The 17,470-nt window shown below is 44.9% G+C and carries 16 protein-coding genes; 12 read left to right on the plus strand and 4 right to left on the minus strand.

Annotated elements, in window-relative coordinates:
• Positions 1-35: 35 nt before the first annotated feature.
• The gene (locus tag QH73_RS12105) at positions 36-1,484 is read right to left on the minus strand and encodes a general stress protein (RefSeq protein WP_039714191.1); all 1,449 of its coding nucleotides are present in this window, start codon (positions 1,482-1,484) and stop codon (positions 36-38) included.
• Between the two features lie 462 nt (positions 1,485-1,946).
• Here QH73_RS12105 and QH73_RS12110 point away from each other — a divergent pair, with 462 nt between their 5' ends.
• From QH73_RS12110 to QH73_RS12125, 4 genes are all read left to right on the plus strand, one after another.
• Complete coding sequence (locus tag QH73_RS12110; protein WP_165587682.1) at positions 1,947-2,102, plus strand: hypothetical protein; 156 nt, start codon at positions 1,947-1,949, stop codon at positions 2,100-2,102.
• A 196-nt stretch (positions 2,103-2,298) separates the two neighbouring features.
• Complete coding sequence (locus QH73_RS12115; protein ID WP_039714192.1) at positions 2,299-4,419, plus strand: cation:proton antiporter domain-containing protein; 2,121 nt, start codon at positions 2,299-2,301, stop codon at positions 4,417-4,419.
• 426 nt (positions 4,420-4,845) lie between these two features.
• A complete protein-coding gene (locus tag QH73_RS12120; protein WP_039714193.1) occupies positions 4,846-5,820 on the plus strand; it encodes a UDP-glucuronic acid decarboxylase family protein in 975 nt (324 codons plus the stop codon).
• Between the two features lie 117 nt (positions 5,821-5,937).
• Positions 5,938-7,323 carry a UDP-glucose dehydrogenase family protein gene (locus QH73_RS12125; protein ID WP_039714194.1) on the plus strand — a complete coding sequence of 462 codons (1,386 nt, stop codon included), beginning with the start codon at positions 5,938-5,940 and terminating at the stop codon, positions 7,321-7,323.
• A 162-nt stretch (positions 7,324-7,485) separates the two neighbouring features.
• On the opposite strand, the gene QH73_RS12130 is transcribed toward QH73_RS12125, so the two are convergent.
• Positions 7,486-8,280: an LmeA family phospholipid-binding protein gene (locus tag QH73_RS12130; protein ID WP_039714195.1), complete on the minus strand. Its 795-nt coding sequence runs from the start codon at positions 8,278-8,280 to the stop codon at positions 7,486-7,488.
• A 257-nt stretch (positions 8,281-8,537) separates the two neighbouring features.
• On the opposite strand from QH73_RS12130, the gene rbp reads away from it, so the two are divergent.
• From rbp to QH73_RS12170, 8 genes are all read left to right on the plus strand, one after another.
• Positions 8,538-8,849: an RNA-binding regulator gene (gene rbp / locus QH73_RS12135; protein ID WP_039714672.1), complete on the plus strand. Its 312-nt coding sequence runs from the start codon at positions 8,538-8,540 to the stop codon at positions 8,847-8,849.
• A 299-nt stretch (positions 8,850-9,148) separates the two neighbouring features.
• Positions 9,149-9,637, plus strand: coding sequence for a DUF2243 domain-containing protein (locus QH73_RS12140; RefSeq protein ID WP_039714196.1), 489 nt, complete (start codon positions 9,149-9,151; stop codon positions 9,635-9,637).
• A 67-nt stretch (positions 9,638-9,704) separates the two neighbouring features.
• The gene (locus QH73_RS12145; RefSeq protein ID WP_039714197.1) at positions 9,705-10,313 is read left to right on the plus strand and encodes a DUF4129 domain-containing protein; all 609 of its coding nucleotides are present in this window, start codon (positions 9,705-9,707) and stop codon (positions 10,311-10,313) included.
• 111 nt (positions 10,314-10,424) lie between these two features.
• Positions 10,425-11,516, plus strand: coding sequence for a DUF4350 domain-containing protein (locus QH73_RS12150; RefSeq protein WP_132866984.1), 1,092 nt, complete (start codon positions 10,425-10,427; stop codon positions 11,514-11,516).
• 69 nt (positions 11,517-11,585) lie between these two features.
• Complete coding sequence (locus QH73_RS12155; RefSeq protein WP_039714199.1) at positions 11,586-12,536, plus strand: AAA family ATPase; 951 nt, start codon at positions 11,586-11,588, stop codon at positions 12,534-12,536.
• A 76-nt stretch (positions 12,537-12,612) separates the two neighbouring features.
• Positions 12,613-12,969, plus strand: coding sequence for a four helix bundle protein (locus tag QH73_RS12160; protein ID WP_039714200.1), 357 nt, complete (start codon positions 12,613-12,615; stop codon positions 12,967-12,969).
• A gap of 170 nt (positions 12,970-13,139) precedes the next feature.
• Positions 13,140-13,673 carry an SRPBCC family protein gene (locus QH73_RS12165; RefSeq protein ID WP_039714201.1) on the plus strand — a complete coding sequence of 178 codons (534 nt, stop codon included), beginning with the start codon at positions 13,140-13,142 and terminating at the stop codon, positions 13,671-13,673.
• A gap of 15 nt (positions 13,674-13,688) precedes the next feature.
• Positions 13,689-14,270: a DUF924 family protein gene (locus tag QH73_RS12170; protein ID WP_039714202.1), complete on the plus strand. Its 582-nt coding sequence runs from the start codon at positions 13,689-13,691 to the stop codon at positions 14,268-14,270.
• Positions 14,271-14,362: 92 nt separating this feature from the next.
• Here the strand turns inward: QH73_RS12170 and QH73_RS12175 are convergent, their stop codons facing one another.
• Together QH73_RS12175 and QH73_RS12180 are read right to left on the minus strand one after the other, a co-directional pair.
• On the minus strand, positions 14,363-15,163 hold the full coding sequence (locus QH73_RS12175; RefSeq protein ID WP_039714203.1) for a class I SAM-dependent methyltransferase: 801 nt from the start codon (positions 15,161-15,163) through the stop codon (positions 14,363-14,365).
• Between the two features lie 2 nt (positions 15,164-15,165).
• Complete coding sequence (locus QH73_RS12180) at positions 15,166-17,400, minus strand: glycosyltransferase family protein (RefSeq protein ID WP_132866986.1); 2,235 nt, start codon at positions 17,398-17,400, stop codon at positions 15,166-15,168.
• Positions 17,401-17,470: the final 70 nt, after the last annotated feature.

The raw sequence follows: 17,470 nt of genomic DNA on the forward strand, positions 1-17,470 counted from the left end.
GTTAACATTCAGCCGTCAACTGTTAACCACCACGCTTATAAAGTCGAGTCGCGTTTGTCAACGATAATGACTTTGGGGTCGTTAGGATCGACTACACCTGAATCGTAATTAGTGCGACGAGCCTCGGATTCAATGACATCACCTCCACGAACGGTGTCGCGCGTGTCTGTGGCAGCATATTCACTCCGGCGAGGAGTATCGGCATCGGGTGCATCGTAGATTCCCCATTCTTGAATTCCACGATGATGCAGAACGGACTCAGCTCGACGAATTTCGTCTTCCGTACCGTCTACGAAAATTAGATAATCTCCTTGGGAGAGTCGATCGTTGTAAACTTTGGCGCGTTCTTCAGGAATGCCTAAACCAACCAACGCACCCGCAAGACCTCCTGCTGCTGCACCAATAGCACCACCTGAAAGTGCGGTAGCTATGGTTGTTGCTGTTGCACCCGCAAGCATAACTGGACCAATTCCAGGGATCGCTAAAGCACCTAAACCAACTAAAAGACCGCCAATTCCCCCAATAGCACCACCAGTTAACGCTCCGGCGGCTGCACCCTCGTCAGCTTTATTGCCAACGTTCTTCTTTACATCTGCACCAGCAATATTATCGATACGGTCTGCATTCTTGGATACCACATTCACGTTATCCATCGGGAAACCAGATTCCCGCAATTGATTTAGTGCGGTTTCCGCATCGTGGCGGCTGGTAAATGCACCTACAGCTCGCTTTCTCCGATACAGAGATCTATCTGCCGCAGGCGTGACAGTTCCGGGTGCGACAGTTCCAGGTGCATAATCTGCGGTTGGAGTCATCCCTGGCATATAACCAGCAGTGTAACCCACTGGCATTCCTGTAGCGGCAGGAGTATAGTCGGCAGTTGTGTCTGTATAACTGCTCCCCATAGGCGTAGCGGAGGGCGTTGTATCGACATCGCGAGCATCGTACACGCCGTATTCCTCAATGCCACGATGGTTGAGAATTGCTTCAGCTCTGGCAATTTCTTCATCGGAGCCTTTGACAATTACGAGATAGTCGCCTCGATCGACGCGATCGCTATAAACTTGAGCGCGTTCTTCTGGAATTCCCAAACCGATTAAAGCACCAACAAGACCACCCGCAGCCGCACCGATCGCACCACCTGCTACTGTAGTTGTCAAAACTGTAGCCAACTCCCCAGCTACCATAATTGGACCAACTCCAGGGATTGCCAAAGCGCCTAGACCCACAAGTAAACCAGTTATACCTCCCAAAGTTCCACCCGTGAGCGCTCCGGCGGTTGCACCTTCATCGGCTTTGTTGCCAGCTTGGTTTTTATCTTGAACGTTTACGCCAGCAACATCGGCTTTGCGGTCTGCATCTTGGGCAATAATCGTGACCTTGTGCATGGGAAATCCCGCACTTTTCAACTCCCCGATCGCAGTTTCCGCATCGTGGCGATTGGCAAACACACCGACAGCTCGCTTGTGTTGACCTACTGCCATTTTTTTACCCCCCTTTTGTTCGGTATCGACAACACTGGCACAAATACAAATTTTTGTTTGGTTGTTTGTGCTGTTGTTTATATTTTTTACTTACAGAACTTTGATTTTCCTCAGTCCGAAGTTGGAAACATGACTCTACCAATAGGGAGGTTATATTTTCGTCAATCTATATAACTTAAGATGGGGCTAATTAATCCTAAATTTGTTGTTTACTATCATTAATTCGCCCTGAATTCTTTCTTTAGCTAAAACAGATTTTTACTGAACCAAGCCAAGTTGAACTTTTCATCTTTTGATTTTCCTGATACAACTTTTCATACCTACCTTTCTCAAAAATCGTTTAGAAAATGGATAGTACCCTAACTCGTTTGGATTTTTGCAAAACTATATTTAGTATCTGAACTACAAAAATAGTTTGTCGCTTCAAGAGGAACTTTACAGGTTGACAATAAAAGATCGAGATTGTTCCAGCAAAACGATCGGGTTAACATAACTTCTTTTTCGCCAATAAATTCTTACCGATCGCGCCGCAAACCGATCGAGCAATTGCAATTGTTAGCTCTATCGTCATACAATGCTTCTGCGCTCGAACTGCGACCGACAGCCATCAAGCATTAACCAACAACAAATAACCGATCGTCATGAGTTAATAATTCAATTTAGATGAATCCCCCTTCAGATAGGTCTTTTTTATAGGAAAATTCTATTATCTTCATAGTGAATTTTCACTCGCGAGCAGGGTAGGGTCTACCACCCTGTTATTTATTTTCTTAATCTGGCGCGATCGCTGCCCGCTCGAACAGACATGGTACACATGGAACGGCTACTACACTTATTTGCTGCTGCACCAGCCTCTGAAAGCATTACCAAAGAACCAATAGTTCCGTTTTTAATCCTGCTGCTAGTTATCTTATTCGTGCCGCTGCTATTCGAGCGCTTCTTGAAAGTGCCAGGATTAGTCGGATTGCTGGCAGCAGGGGTAGTGCTAGGTCCCCAAGGGTTACGCTTACTGGAGCGAGGAGCGCCACCAATGGATTTGCTGCCAGAGATCGGGCTAGTTTATCTGATGTTTGTGGCAGGCTTGGAAATTGACATGGAGCAATTTCGACAAACACGGAATCGCTCCCTAACTTTTGGTAGTTTTACTTTCTTAGTTCCCTTGATTGTAGGCACGGCAGTAGGGCTATTGTTCTTTCCTGGTAAATGGAACGCTTCTATCCTCATTGGTTCCCTATTTGCTTCTCACACCTTACTGGCATATCCGATCGTCAGCCGCTTGGGAGTCGTGAAAAATGAAGCTGTCACCGTCACGATTGGGGCGACTATCTTCACCGATATTGGCGCGTTGTTAGTACTAGCCGTTTGTGTAGCTATTCATCAGGGTGATTTTTCTGCTACCCGACTAGCCACTTTAATTGGCTCTTTGGTCATTTATTCAGTCGTAGTTTTGTTTGGATTCGATCGCGCAGGTAAAGAATTTTTCAAGCGTTCGGGCGACGATCAGGGCAATCAGTTTTTATTTGTCTTATTAGCCGTATTTCTCGCAGCAGTAGGCGCTCAATTAATTGGGGTAGAAAAGATTGTCGGCGCTTTCCTGGCTGGCTTGGCGGTGAACGATGCTGTTGGAGAAGGACCAGTCAAAGAAAAAGTGCTGTTTGTCGGCAGTGTCTTGTTTATTCCAATTTTCTTTGTCAGCCTTGGATTGCTGATTGATATTCCCGCTTTCATTGCCAGCATTAACTCCATCACGCTAACTTTAGCTATTGTCACTGGTCTGATCGTTAGTAAGTTTTTAGCAGCATATTTTGCCAAACTGATTTATCGCTACAAGTGGAATGAAATGCTGACCATGTGGTCTCTATCAGTACCACAAGTAGGAGCAACTCTAGCAGCTACATTAGTAGGTTACGAAGCAGGATTGTTGACCAAAGAGGTGTTAAACAGCGTCATCGTACTGTTACTCGTAACTGCAACTCTAGGACCACTGGTAACGAGTCGGGTAGCCCCCACTTTGATCGATGCTACCCAAGAATTAGAACCAGAGCCAGTATCGCCTTATTGGAGTACAGGCGAAACGACAACACATCCATTTGGTGTCTTGGTTCCCGTTTATAACCCGAAGACAGAGCGATACTTAATTGAAATGGCAGCTTTACTCGCTCGCCAAGCTCAGGGTAGAATCCTTCCTCTAGCGATCGCCAAAGCTACCGCTCATATGGATGCACCCCAATTAGAAGTAGCCTTTAAACGCGGTGATGCTCTACTAGAAAATGCCACCAACTTAAGCCGCGAACTAGGAGTAGAAGCAGAACCTTTATTAAGGATTGACGATGCGATCGCTCAAGGGATTAGTCGCGCTGCTAAAGAGCAACACGCTAGTTTAATTGTCATGGGCTGGGGACAACGCACTGGTTTACGCGCCCGCTTATTTGGTAATGTCATCGATAGCGTTTTATGGGCAGCTCACTGTCCGGTAGCTGTTAGCCGCTTACTCAAATCGCCCAAAGAATTTGTACAAATCCTAGTTCCAGTAGAGAATATTACACCGCAAGCAGTCAGCGTCTTGAGATTTGTCAGTTTGTTAGCCGCAGCAAATGCAGCGCATATCGTTCTGCTACACGTCTGCGATCGCAATACAACTCCAGGCAGAGTCGCTTGGATACAATCGCAACTCTCTCTGTTGGTTGATAAGCTAGCTTTACCAGACCACCCAGAAATTCGCGTTAAGCCTCACCCTAACGTCACTCAAGCAATTCTAGAAGTAGCCAAGGAATGCGATCTCGTCGTCATACGTTCCACTAGGCGACGAACGAGTGCTGGCGGTTTAACAATCGCCGACACTACAACCCAGTTGATCGGAGCGATCGCTTGTTCTTTGATCATGCTAGGCGAACCGCAACCAGCTTTGCAGGCAGGAGTGAGGAGTGAGGAGTGAGGAGCGAGGAGCGAGGGGCGAGGAGCGAGAAATGAGGGGAAGAAGACAGCGAGCGAAAGCTGAGGGAGCATGACAAGTCATTGGTCGCCGATCGCTGATAACTGACAACTGATAACTGATAACTGATACCTGACAACTGGTAACTTTTAGCACATAAATACAACGAATTTTATAAAGATTATTTTTAGATTTCGTGAATTTTGTCCTACTATCATGGTTTTTGTAACTAGCGATCGTTAGTTTTCGTTTAACTTAGGGAATAATCAACTAAGCATGTGTGTTGGTATGCTTGACTTTCTCGTTCGGCACTGCCAATCAAACCTCTGGATGCGCGATCGCATCACAGAGCGTTTGCCACAAAAACACGGCTCTGGTAATAATACTTAACGAGTCTAGTTAAGACTGCTGTAACTAACAAGAAAATCTATGAGAATTTTGGTCACTGGCGGCGCTGGATTTATAGGTTCTCACCTGATCGACCGATTAATGGCACAGGGACACGAAGTTATCTGCTTAGACAACTTCTACACCGGACACAAGCGTAACATCTTGAAATGGATGGATCATCCCTATTTTGAATTAATCCGTCACGACATCACCGAACCAATTCGCCTAGAAGTAGACCAAGTTTATCACCTAGCTTGTCCTGCGTCTCCCGTTCACTACCAATTCAACCCAGTCAAAACCGTCAAAACTAATGTGATGGGAACGTTGAATATGCTGGGACTGGCAAAGCGAGTCAAAGCAAGATTTCTGCTAGCTTCTACATCAGAAGTTTATGGCGATCCAGAAATCCACCCGCAAACCGAAGAGTATCGCGGTAACGTCAATCCAATTGGCATTCGCTCTTGTTATGACGAAGGCAAGCGCATTGCTGAAACTCTCGCCTTTGATTACCATCGACAAAACGATGTCGATATTCGCGTGGCGCGGATCTTTAATACCTACGGTCCCCGCATGTTAGAAAACGATGGACGAGTTGTGAGTAACCTAGTCGTACAAGCTTTGAAGAATCTGCCGATGACGGTGTATGGTGATGGTTCTCAAACTCGCAGTTTTTGTTACGTGTCTGACTTGGTAGAAGGATTAATGCGATTGATGAATGGAGACCAAATTGGTCCTGTCAATCTAGGTAATCCAGACGAGTATACCATTCTAGAACTAGCTGAAGCAGTTCGCAATCTGGTAAACCCTCAAGCAGAAATTAAATTTGCGCCCCTTCCGCAAGACGATCCGCGCCGTCGCCGCCCAGATATTACCCGCGCTAAAACCTGGCTAGGCTGGGAACCAACTTTGCCTCTATCAGAAGGATTAAAACTGACAGTAGAAGATTTTCGGCAGCGCTTGCAGCAACCCCAGCCAACAACTTACAGCGAGGCGGGAATTGTGAGTAATTCCTAGTAACTATTTGTCTAGCTAGGAGAATGGGCGATCGCATATATCTGCATCGTTCGTACTCCATACTCAAGCTCACATCTTAAACTTCTATCATCTATACACCGTTGAGGACAAAAGTATATGCGTGTTTGCGTAATTGGTACAGGCTATGTCGGTTTAGTTACGGGCGCTTGCTTAGCTCACATCGGACACCACGTAATCTGCGTGGACAACAATGAAGAGAAAGTCAAGCTCATGAAAGCCGGACAGTCGCCAATTTTTGAACCAGGGCTGTCCGAGATCATGGCTGGAGCAATGCAGGCAGGGACGTTAGAGTTTACCACAGACATCGGTGGCGGCGTAGCACATGGAGAAATCTTATTTATTGCCGTCGGCACTCCACCGCTACCAACTGGAGAAAGCGATACTCGCTATGTTGAGGCTGTAGCCCGCAGCATTGGCGCTCATTTGGATGGTGGCTATAAAGTCATCGTCAACAAGTCTACCGTGCCAATCGGTTCTGGTGACTGGGTACGAATGATCGTTCTCGATGGCATTGTCGAACGCCAGAAAGTATTAGTAGGCGCTGGTGGTGGCGAAGTCACGACTTTGGAAAGCGTCCCTGCGTTTGATGTGGTTAGCAATCCTGAGTTTTTACGTGAAGGTTGCGCCGTATACGATACGTTTAACCCCGATCGCATTGTCTTGGGTGGTAGCAGCTCCAAAGCGATCGCCATGATGCAAGAGCTGTACGCTCCAATTATCGAGCGCCAGTACGCCGAAGACAAGTCTTTGCCCCCCGTACCAGTTCTCGCCACTGATATTAGTTCGGCAGAAATGATTAAGTATGCGGCAAATGCATTTTTAGCCACTAAGATTAGTTTTATTAACGAAGTTGCCAATATTTGCGATCGCGTCGGTGCAGATGTGACCCAAGTTGCTAAAGGTATCGGTTTAGACTCCCGCATTGGTAATAAGTTCTTGCAAGCAGGCATTGGTTGGGGTGGTTCCTGCTTTCCCAAAGATGTCTCGGCGCTGATTCATACTGCTGATGACTATGGCTACGATACTCACCTGCTTAAAGCTGCCGTCAGTGTCAACCAACGCCAGCGTTTAATTGCCGTAGAAAAACTCCAGCAGGTACTCAAGATCCTCAAAGGGAAAACAGTCGGACTGTTGGGACTGACGTTTAAACCCGATACCGATGATATGCGCGATGCTCCTGCTCTCAACTTAATCGAGCATCTCAACCGCTTAGGAGCCAAAGTAAAAGCCTACGATCCTATTGTTGCCCAATCTGGGATGCGTCACGGGCTAACAGGCGTTTTGGTAGAAACCGATCCCGAACGTCTTGCTGATGGCTGCGATGCTCTCGTTCTCGTCACCGATTGGCAGCAGTTCCGCAATCTCGACTACAACAAGATGGCATCGTTGATGACTAACCCCGTCATGATTGACGGTCGTAACTACCTCGATCGCGAAGCCCTACAACAAGCTGGATTCTACTACGTTGGCGTAGGCAGATAGGACAACATAAAAGTAGAGACGTTTCATGCAACGTCTCTACTTTTAAAATCGAACTTCCTTCAAGTTCGTCGATCGCACGATCTATATACTTTTTATTGCTTCATAGCAATTGGCGAGAAGCTAGTAGTATCTTGCTTACGACTTACGATTTACAACTTTATCTTATCCTTTTCCAGGTACGCGCTCGATTTGAGCATAACCGCTAAAAACTAACAGCTTGCCTTTAGTTTCTAAGCGGTTGAGTCGCATAGTAACGCCATCTAAATCAAAGCGATCGAGATCGACCATATTATTCAGAATTTCTGCCAAAGCTTGTGCTAAAGCCAGGGAAGTCTCTCGTTGAGATTCTGGTAGCGTCTCTACTTCAAATCTAGGGTTTTGGAATTGTACTCGTCGCCGTCGTTCAATACCCAAAGTTGCTGTCAGACTAACTGGTACTAATTCCTCTCGTGATAAGTCTGCCTTAGCCCAGATTTTAATTTCATTCTCCGGTAATAACTCTACCCGAACTTCCTGAAACGAGACTGGCTTACCACCAGACAATTCAGTCAAACTAGGTAAATTCAAATTGAGCAGGCGTTTTTTCACCAGTTCTGCTTCAAACGCTTTGTTAATTCCTGCTTCTGATAGCGTAACTTGAGCTACGGCTTGAGTCGGTTGTTTGAGGGCAAGTTTACCACCCAGAACAGAGCTGAAATCGATCGCTACAGCATCCGTCTCAAACGACATCTCCTCTGCCCAAAATTCTCGTCTGATCAACAGACCGCGACCGCTCATCTTGAAGCTATCAATGCTACCTTGTAAGAGTTTGCTGGAAGGGTAACAACGAACGGCAACTTCTACTGACTCACTTTGTGTAAATAAGTGACGAATCGTCTTGCTGGCAACAGTATTGAGCATTTGCTCGCCCCAATCAGTGCCACTAGGATTAGTAAAACCAGTTAATCCGCCAAACATAAGTTTACGCGATTGTAGAAGTTATCCATACTCTCTTTTTGTAACAAAATGTGAACGAGCTAGCAAGGTTTGCACCATAGGTAATACTAATCATTTGTGGTTAGTAAACTAATCATTCCCCCTGCTAGTCTAAGTTACAGCGATTTTATGCTATCGTAAAATTGAGAGTACATTCGGCAGTTGTGTTTGTGTTTGCTAATTCAGATGCTCCTCCGAACGGTCATCTCGACAACGATCGGACTCAGGAGAGAGCTGCAATGTCCATATACGTAGGTAACTTGTCATACGACGTTACCCAAGAAGATTTGACTAAGGTATTTGCCGATTACGGCACTGTAAAACGAGTACAGCTACCTATAGACCGAGAAAGCGGTCGTCCGCGTGGTTTTGGTTTTGTTGAAATGGAAACAGAAGACGCAGAAGAAGCCGCTATTTCAGAGCTAGATGGCGCTAGATGGATGGGACGAGTGCTGAAAGTAAATAAAGCCAAGCCACGCGAGGAAGGTGGTAGTAGAACTGGCAACAGCAGAGGTAGCTATAACCGCCGCGAATCTTCTAGAAGCTACTAGGTAAGAAGTCGGAAGTCAGAAGTCAGAAGTCAGAAGTTAAGGGCAAAAGCATAAGAAGTATAGTAGGGTAGGCAACGCCCACTCGCCGCTTAGACTTCTAGTATGTATTCTTTTGAGTCAAGACAAGATACGCAAATCAGTTCGCATTTAAGAGGCTGAAGGAAAAAATATCTTTCCTTCAGCCTTTTGTATTGGTTTTTTGTATTAGTTTGCGATCGCCAGTCTATCATTACCGTCAGACAGAAGAAATTCACGCGGTGGACTGCCATCGTGAAATGAACTGTCGCAGAGGACTGAAAATGGAAGCAAAACAACTTCGCACGCAGCGCAACCCTTTAATTGCATCTGGAATTATTCTTGGGTTGGGAACTGGCGGACTATTTGATGGTATATTGCTCCATCAAATCTTGCAATGGCACCACATGCTCAGCAGCGTTCGACCGACTGTCACTGTTGCAGAAATGAAAGCCAACATGGTGTGGGATGGATTTTTCGATGCTGCTACGTGGATACTAACTTTACTAGGAATATTTTTACTCTGGCGGGCAGGCGAACAAAAAAACGTGTTTTGGTCGGGCAAAACTTTCTTTGGTGCTTTGTTGCTAGGCGTAGGATTATTCGACTTCTTTGAGGGATTAATCGACCATCAAATTCTCGGCATTCACCATGTCAAACCAGGGACTAATGAGTTAATCTGGGATATCGGTTTTCTCGTTCTAGGGGCTATCTTAGCGATCGCGGGATGGATACTGATAAAGTCTGAAGAAAAAGTAATTAGTAAGTCGTAAGTCGTAAGTCGTAAGTAAAAAGTTACTCACTACTCACAAACGACCAATGACCAATGACCAATGACCAATGGCAAACAGTGAATTTGAAAAAAACAGCATAGGTTGGCAGCTATCTCAGCTACAGCAACAGGTAGGGGAATGGCTCGAACTTCAGACTATGAGGCTGAATAAAAATATTCCCCAGTTGCCAGAGGGAATTCCTTCATGGTTAGTGGAGGGATTAAAAGCGATCGCCTGGTTAGCCGCAATTGCTTTACTGCTGTGGTTGGCTTGGTATGTGTGGCGACGGTTAGAGCCTTATTTGATGGAATTGAAAACTAGGCGCGCTGTTGGTAGAAAGACAACTTCTAGAACGAGTGAAGTGCCAGTCGAAGCTTGGCTAAAGCGATCGCAAACTTATTTCGATCGAGGTAACTATCGCGAAGCTTGTCGCTGTTTGTATATGGCAACGTTACAACTGTTGCACGAACGAGCGATCGCTCGCCATCAACCCAGTCGCACAGATCGAGAATACTTGCAATTAGTTCAACAACTACCCCAGTTTCAGTCTTATCGGACGCTAATTACCACCCACGAGCAATTATGCTTTAGTGACGGTGAGGTTTTATCAGAAACATTTGAACGATGTCGGCAGGCATATCGAGAGATTGCTAGACAAGAACAGATCTCAGCATAGATCTATTGCACAAATTCAATTGGGCGCACAGACTAGAATGGCACTACACAAACGTCCGCCTGGGTTGATTGAGTTTGTATAGCTGCGAATTCTTTTTACGGTAGGTGAAGCGTGAAAAATCTACATCGTCGATGGTGGCTAGGGGCAATCGCGATCGCGGCGATCGTATTTCTCAGCCTAGTTACTGCGCCCAATAATCCTTCACGTCTTGGCTCTTCCTATAGCCGCAGCCCCGATGGATATGGAGCTTGGTATGCATACATGCAAAACCGAGGCACGCCTGTCCAGCGCTGGCAAAAGCCATCCAGCGAGTTAAGCAAACAAAATCAAATAACATTGCTGCGCGTTCTCAGCCAATCAAATTCCGGTTTGAATGGCACAGAAAAGCAGTGGGTAGAACGAGGCAACACGTTGATAATTTTGGGCGTACGCCAGCCAGTAACACCAGCTGACTTTAGCACCAAGCAACAAAACGATGAGTTAATTAATATCAAAATTGATACGCAGCGCAGAGCAAGGATAAACCAGCAACAGCGATCGCTATTGGGCGATCGCTATGGGGCAGTTGTATGGCAAGAAAAGATTGGTGAAGGACAAGTTATATTCTGTGTCACCCCTTCTTTGGCAGCAAATGCCTACCAAGATTATCCCAATAACTATAAATACTTAGCTCAACTCGTAACTCAAGCCAATCGAACGATCTGGGTAGACGAATACATTCACGGCTACCGAGATAAAGAGGTAAGAGAACGAGCGGGTGAAAGAGATTTCCTATCTTATTTAGCACAAAGACCCTTAGCTGCTGCCCTATTTCAAGCCGCGATCGCGCTATTTGTGTTGATTCTGGCTAGCAATCGTCGTTTCGGGCAACCAGTCACTCTCACGACAGCGATCGCAGATAATAGCACTGCTTATATTGAAGCTTTAGCAGGAGTGCTGCAAAAAGCCCAAGCCAGCGATTTTGTCATAGATACAGTTGGTAACGCCGAGCAAAAACAACTCCAGCAAGCCTTGGGACTCGGACAAATTCCCTTAGAACGGCAAGAACTGATTCAAGCATGGGTACAGCAAACGGGGCGATCGCCTACCGAACTCGAACAACTGCTGCGGCTGCACGGGCAAAAGCGCCGCCTCAGTGACAAAGACCTATTAAATTGGTTAAAACAATGGCGCACCATCCGCAGTTATGTTAAACCTGATTAGTTATCACGTTTCTTTCAGTAGGGGCGCACACCTGTGCGCCCCTACTCTAATCCCTACTTACCCCTTCTCATGCCCGAACTCCGCGCTGAATTAAATCGCCTCAGTGAAGCCCTCAACCAAGTTGTTGTCGGTCAAGCTCAATTAGTACAACAATTATTAGTGGCAATGCTGGCGGGGGGACACGTCATTTTAGAGGGCGTACCAGGTACGGGAAAAACTCTGCTGGTGAAAGTGATGGCGCAACTCATCCAAGCAGAATTTCGCCGCGTGCAGCTGACACCAGATGTCTTACCTGCCGATATCACAGGTACGAATATTCTCGACCTTAACAGTCGCAGTTTTACGCTGAAAAAGGGACCCGTATTTACTGAAGTTTTGTTAGCAGATGAAATAAACCGCACGCCACCCAAAACGCAAGCCGCTTTATTAGAAGCTATGGCAGAACAGCAAGTGACTTTGGATGGTGAAAGCTTGCCGCTACCAGAATTATTTTGGGCGATCGCCACGCAAAATCCTTTGGAATGTGAGGGAACTTATCCTTTACCAGAAGCCCAACTAGACAGATTTTTATTCAAATTAACGGTAGATTATCCCGATCGCCAGCATGAAAAGCAAATGCTGCTCAACAGCCAAAAGGGTTTTCAATCTCGACGACTAGACATTGCTCAAATCGAACCCGTTGCTAACGTACAGTTGGTTTTACAGGCGCGTCAGGAAGTCAAATCGGTACAAGTAGCAGAGCCAATTCTAGACTATCTGCTTGCCCTGGTACAGCGATCGCGCCAACATCCCGATTTAACTTTGGGTGCTTCCCCTCGTTGTGCCGTAGCTTGGCTGCAAACCAGTCAAGCCGCCGCATGGCTTGCCGGACGAGGTTACGTCACCCCTGATGATGTCAAAGCTGTAGCCCCACCTCTGCTGCGTCACCGTCTCATCCTCAAACCCGAAAGTTTACTCGATGGAATTCAAATTGAAACACTAATTACTAATTTATTAAATCAAGTTTCTGTTCCAAGATAATTTAGAATTCGGAATTCAGAATTCAAGCTATATCTAAGTACATAGTATAAAATTATGCAAATACTTAGGTACGAACATGGCTAATTATACTCCTATTACTGAAAGGACAAAGAAATTTGCAATTAGAGTGATTAAAGCTTGTAGTTTTTTAGACGACAAGCCAGGAGTATGTAGAACTTTATCTAGGCAGCTACTTAGGAGTGGTACTAGTGTTGGTGCAAATGTCCGTGAAGCACAATCCGCACAATCAGACAAAGATTTTTTAAGCAAGTTAGAAATCGCGCTCAAAGAAGCCCGTGAAACAGAATACTGGTTAGAAATTCTCATTGAATCTGGCATGGTTAAACTCAACAAATTTCAACCTTTACTAACAGAAGCATCAGAAATTGTCGGTATTCTTGTCGCATCCACCCGAAAACTAAAACAGAAATAATTCCGAATTCCGAATTTCGAATTCCGAATTCTCCCAAGAAGGATCGTTTTTGACAAAATTTGGGGAACCTTTATAGTATGTTCACCATCTCTTAACAAAACTATAGGTAGAGTAGGCAGTATACTGCTTGCGATCGCAACTGCATGAGTGTGAGGAATAACGAAGTTAGTATGACAGCAATGTATATAGGTACGACGATCGGTCAGACAGAGCAAACAGCCTTGATGCGTGGGGAAATTTTAGTTCAAACGCGCCCTCATTCAGCATGGGGCGGGGCTGTGACAGCGTGTATGTACCTACCGATGCAGCGATCGCAAGTTTGGCAGCAGCTCACCGATTATCCTCGTTGGGTACAATATTTCCCCGACGTGATCCAGAGCGAAGTTTTGCAGCGAGGTGAGGTGAAGCGCTTATACCAAGTTGCCCGCAAAGCCTTTCTCATTTTCACTGCCCAAGTTGAAATTTATTTAAACGTGTTTGAGGAAGTACAGCAGCGAATTCAGTTTCGCATGGAAAAAGGTACTTTCACCGACTTTACAGCAGATTTAAACCTGCAAGATTGTGGAATCGGCACTTTACTTACTTACGCCGTACAAGCTACGCCCAACGTTCCAATTCCATCGATTTTTATTCAACAAGCGATGCAATTTGAATTACCAGAAAATATGCGGAAAATGAGGCAAGCGATTTGTAAGAATCAATAGAGTTGTTTGTCAGCCATGTCATCAGAACAGGCAAAAAGAATTTTAGATTTTTGGTTTGGTTCTCCCGAACAGGCTAGTTATGGAAAACCAAGACAGATTTGGTTCATCAAAAAGCCTGAATTCGATCGAGAAGTGGAAGCCCGCTTCCTGAGCGATTACGAGCAAGCCGCAGCAGGGAATTTAGACAACTGGAAAAGTTCTCCCCTCAGCTGTCTGGCTTTAATCTTACTTCTCGATCAGTTTCCTCGCAATATGTTTCGCGGTAAGCCTCAAGCTTTCGCCACTGACTGGCAAGCCCTATCCACCGCCGAGTATGCCATAGCCCAAGGCTACGATCGCGAATTATTACCCGTACAACGCTGGTTTATTTACTGTCCTTTTGAACACAGCGAAAACCTAGAGGATCAAAATCGTTCTGTAGCCCTATTTCAGCAGTTGAGCGACGATCCTGATAGTGCTGATGCAATTACCTATGCCTTACGTCACCGCGAAGTCATTTTAAGATTTGGACGCTTTCCCCACCGCAACAAAATTTTAGAGCGAGTCTCTACCCCAGAAGAAGAAGAGTTTTTGCAACAGCCAGGTTCGTCTTTTTAAGTGGCTAGTGGCTAGTGGCTAGTCTTTGGTAATTAGTAGTTATTAGTTGATAGCTGATAACTGACAACTGATAACTGTTAACTGTTAACTGATTATTTTGTTGCCACAACTGCCAAATTCCAAGCAAATCTCTTCATCCCAGGAATTTTTTTCAGCAGCTTATCCCATTTCTCTAGGCGCCAATATGTTGGCGCTAATCGCTGATGTTCAATAATTATTTTTTTCCAATAACGCTCTTTATTAGGATCGACTTTTTCAATTAAATAAAATTGTAAGAATATCCAAAGCGTAGCGATCCAAAAAGTATCGTAATTAGTCCGAGAAAAATTCTGTTTAACAAAATCAATCGTGTTGATATCAAGCGGCATTTCATCTTCCGTGCGAACTTTAGTCGCAATTTGACGGTAGACGTTGATAATCGGATTGTGTTTTAACGGTTCCCAAAAACAAGCTTTCCCACCTGGTTTGAGGACGCGGTGCATTTCTAGTATGGCAGCGCGCGGATCGGGAAGGTGGTGTAGTAAATTGGCAGCGTAAACAAAATCAAAAGAATTATCGGGACAATCTAAAGCAGATGCATCCATCGTTCGTCCCTCGATTTTTACACCATTTTTAGCTGCTAAATCTAAGGCAACTTCTACCATGCCAGGAGAATAATCAGCTGCCGTACATAGCGCCCCTTTCATGGCAAAATAGACGCTGTTTTCTCCTGCACCACAACCTAAATCTAAGATTTTTTTTCCACGCACATCTCCCATTTGTCTGAGAATAAACCGATTTTCTGGAGCCGTGCAAGCTTCAAAATAGTCTGATACCCGAATTCCCTCAATATCAATTGCCGCAGCCCAGGCATCGTGAAACTGTTTTTCTCGTTCTAGTCTTTCATTTCGCATAATTAGGAAGTCGGGAGTCGGGAATCGGGAGTCGGTAGGGGCGTACTGCTGTGCGCCCGTACAAGGGGGTTGAGAGTTGGAAGTGGAGATACTTTCAAAGAGTCAATCTCTACAATACAACTTTTTATTAGATTGTTTCGATCGCTAGTTTGAACATTTAATAATAAGTAAGCTGGGTCTGGTCTTTGACTAGCCAACGATACTTGAAATTTACGAGATTTACTGGTTATGGATGGCAATGCGATCGCGCTAACGATCTTACCTTGGCGATCGCGCATTTCTAAGTTAAGGGTAGCACCTTTACAGGTATTTCCATACAAATTTACTTTACCCATGACTTGAGTAGGAGTAGATAAAGTTCCCACATACAAGAACGATACTGGCTGTTTTCCGACTCCCTCAACGGAATACATTAATAATCTATAGGTACGAGTAATATTTCTAACAATTTTATTATCTTGCCATAAATGACTCAAACTCATCCAATCCAGTTGTCCCCCAGGACGTTTCCCAATTCTCTCTTGCATGGTGGCAAGGGTTTGGATTGCTGTTTCTACAGAAGTAGGACGCAAACGCCGATGAATATTTACAATAGCACCATCGGCTAAGCGAAATTGTACGGGTAAAAGCTGAAAATCTTTCGCAATTGCCCAATTTTGCCGAAAAGCATCCGATACAACTGTGACAACATCGTGTTCTTTTAAAGGTAGCCATTCCCCTGCGGCTGGAACTTTGGTAAAGTCACTCTCAAAATTTGGTAATGGGTGAGGAATAACGACATACTCTGCTTGTAAAAGTCTTTCTACTGGATAAAAATCTTGAGAATCAACTTGAGGCGCACCCAACAATAGTAAGTTATCTCGATCTTTTTGTTTATATACTGTACGTTCGACTGCCCGCACCATGCCGCTATTTAACTGCAACCGTTGAAAACCAACAATATAAACAGGTTTTTTGTTAGTAGCAATTTGACGTAAATAAGCTCCTAATCGAATTACTTCATCGTAATCTGTACGGACTAAAGGAGGAATATTCAATGCCCACAGAGAACGCAGAGGATGCTGGAAATTGCCAATGGAAGTTAGTCCAATTGCTAAGTTACTTATGAGGTAACAAATAACTATACCTAAAACGATATGGCGGAATGTAGCTTTAAGTTTTAAGTAAGCAGTCCACACACCAGTAGCTAATCCTAATACCACAATTGGAGTTAGATGGAGGCAATAAAATACATTGGCATAGCGTAAAATAATCAACCATTCTACTGCCGAAACAATACCAAACAACCAGATAAAACTGAAGGCAGGTAGAAATAGAGTTCGAGTCAAAATTCCAGCTAAAAATCCGCTCGCGGCAAATATTAGCACTGCCCAACCAAAATAGGCAGCGTAAAGCCAGACAATTGTATTAACTGGAAAACTCCAAGAAGCGTACAATCCCCGATAATCTGTCGCGATCGCATTATACGTAAACTGCCAAGCGATCGCCGCCAGCGTGAGAAAACAAATAATCGCAATTAAACTAATTTTTACCGCTGTTCGCCGTAATTTTTGCCAAGCTAGTTGTGGTTTTACTTGTTTAGTAGTAGAGAAAGAAATTAATGCTTGTAGAGACATAGCTGCTAGAAAAGCGATCGCCCCGTAAGCAAAATGACGGCGTAAAAGAATTGCCGCTCCTAATAGTACGCCAATTGCTAGCACGCGCCGCCAGCGTTTGAGCCTCATGTCTTGCAAGTAAATCCAAGTCGCTAACCCAATTAATACAGCACCCCCTGTATCTGGAACACCAAGAAAAGTTGGCATCCAATTGACGGGAATTAATAAGCTTAAGAAAGCAGTTGACCAAAAAACGGCTGTAGGATTGGCGCAAATCAATTGCGTTCCCACACCTCCCATTACTAGACAAAAAGGGAGTAAATAAACTAGTGCTAAGCCAATTTGATAGACTAAGCGCGACTCGCCAAATAAGAGGAGAAACGGTACTAATGGCAGAGTATAAATTTTGTTCCGTTCCGTCCCCAACGATTGCAAAATGTTGCTAATTCCGGCAATGGGAGATTGACTAAAAGCATTAGCAACCTCAGTAGTTTTATAGTACCAATCAATCCACCAGTGAAAGTTACGTTCGCTAGATGTATATAGTATCGTGGCGATCGCGGTTAGCAGTACTAACAAGGCAAACAAACTCAAATTGACTGAATGCCAATTGACTGAATGTCTAAGTCGGGCAGTGGGCATATTTTATCGAACGCAATCTTCAACATACAGTAAAGGTGGGCGTTGCCCACCCTACTTATGATTAGCCCCC

This window comes from Scytonema millei VB511283, from assembly GCF_000817735.3.
GTDB lineage: Bacteria > Cyanobacteriota > Cyanobacteriia > Cyanobacteriales > Chroococcidiopsidaceae > Chroococcidiopsis > Chroococcidiopsis millei_B.